2 protein-coding genes and 1 pseudogene are annotated in these 1,432 nt (G+C 69.1%); 1 reads left to right on the forward strand and 2 read right to left on the reverse strand.

Features of this window, described 5'->3' with window-relative positions:
* Together GUY61_RS38290 and GUY61_RS38295 are read right to left on the reverse strand one after the other, a co-directional pair.
* On the reverse strand, positions 1-548 hold a 548-nt coding region (locus tag GUY61_RS38290; protein ID WP_166634891.1), incomplete at its 3' end, for a MaoC family dehydratase N-terminal domain-containing protein.
* Between the two features lie 177 nt (positions 549-725).
* On the reverse strand, positions 726-1,031 hold the full coding sequence (locus GUY61_RS38295) for a hypothetical protein (protein WP_166634890.1): 306 nt from the start codon (positions 1,029-1,031) through the stop codon (positions 726-728).
* A 274-nt stretch (positions 1,032-1,305) separates the two neighbouring features.
* Between GUY61_RS38295 and GUY61_RS41015 the strand changes: the two are divergent.
* Positions 1,306-1,432, forward strand: a pseudogene (locus GUY61_RS41015) (DNA primase); the annotation flags it as partial.

Raw genomic sequence — 1,432 nt, forward strand, 5'->3', positions numbered from 1 at the left:
ACCGAGTCCCGTCCGGCCCCCCGCCCCCGCGTCCCGTGCGGCGCGTACTTCAGGATGCGGAACCGGTGGATGCCCGCCGGCTCCCCGTCCGCACGCACGTCCATCCGCGTCGTGACGAAGTAGCCCGTGCCCAGCCGGGTGGTCTTGCGGGTGGAGACGGATTCGATCACCGCGTCGAAGGTGATCCGGTTCCCCGGACGCAGGGGCCGCAGATAGTCCTGCTCGCAGTCGGTCGCGACGACCGCGGTGCAGCCCGCCGCGTCGAGCAGCCCGAGCAGCTCGTCGAACGCCTGCGAGCGCCCCGCCTGCCCGTGTCCGGAGAGCCCGCCCATCGTCCATGCCTGGAGCATCGTCGGGGGCGCCACGGCACCGGGCCCCGTATAGGCGGTGCAGGTGTCCCCCATCGCCTCGCACCAGTGCCTGATCATCGGCTCGTTGACGGGATCCTTGCCGACACCCGAGACGGCGGCGGGCCGGCCCTCGTACGCCCGCAGCACGTCGTAGAGCTCATCGGATCCGTACGGCTTCTCGGGACCGACGCTCGTCATGCTCATCCCCCCTCACCCCTCCTCGGGCCTCGGTGCAGGTTTTCTGACTGTCCGTCAGATACAACTCCCCTGTCAAGAAGGGGAGCCGCGCCCGCCCGACGGCAAACCCTCCGTGCCGCCGAGCGGGCGCGTGCCCGCACCCCTGCCTTGCCGTCCCGCCCCGTCAAGGGCCCTGGCTCACCAGAGCTGGCCGAAGTTGACGGCGACGTTCCGCTGGTCGATCGCGGTGAAGGCGGAGCCGTCCACCTGAGCCGTATTGCCCTGACTGGAGGCGCCGGGCCCGGTCGCCACCTGCTGCGAGGTGGACGAGTTGCCGAGATTCCCGCCGGCGACACCGCTGCCGACAATGCTGGCCACGCTCGCGTTCGATCCGAAGTCCGCGATGGCCCCGTTGTCGGCGTGAGCCACCCCGCCGAAGAGTGCGGCCGCGAGCGGGAGCGCGGCTGCTGCCGCGAGGACGCGGGCGGTACGGATGCTTCCCATGTGAATGCCTCCAGAGAGTTCAACTACTGCCGTCACCGGGGAGGTTGGCCGACCACCCCGGAATCGCCGTACTTCTTCGACGTCGCGAATCCAGAGTTGCCCACCGAGTCCGGGGCGAACCGCACTGGAGGCCTTGATTCCCTCTCAAGCATGATGAACAAGGGATAAACCTTCCCCATCCCCTGAGAAAGCCCTGATCAGCCTCAGGGAAGGAGCAAGCCCCGCACAACGGCCACCCATCAACGCGAACAGCCCCCTTCCCTTACTCGAACATCTGTACGAACATATGGGTATGGCCACCACCGACCGGCACGTCACCACCCTGGCCCTCGCCCACGCCCTCTCCGCCGCCGAGCGAGGGCTCGCGGTGATCCCCCTGTCCCGGAACAAGCTCCCCGCCC

This window comes from Streptomyces sp. GC420 (assembly GCF_009916105.1).
Classification (GTDB): Bacteria; Actinomycetota; Actinomycetes; order Streptomycetales; family Streptomycetaceae; genus Streptomyces.

What these genes read in the sequence shown, in the direction of transcription:
- GUY61_RS38295 (WP_166634890.1), bottom strand. Translation starts at nt 1,031, where the DNA reads ATGGGAAGCATCCGTACCGCCCGCGTCCTCGCGGCAGCAGCCGCGCTC.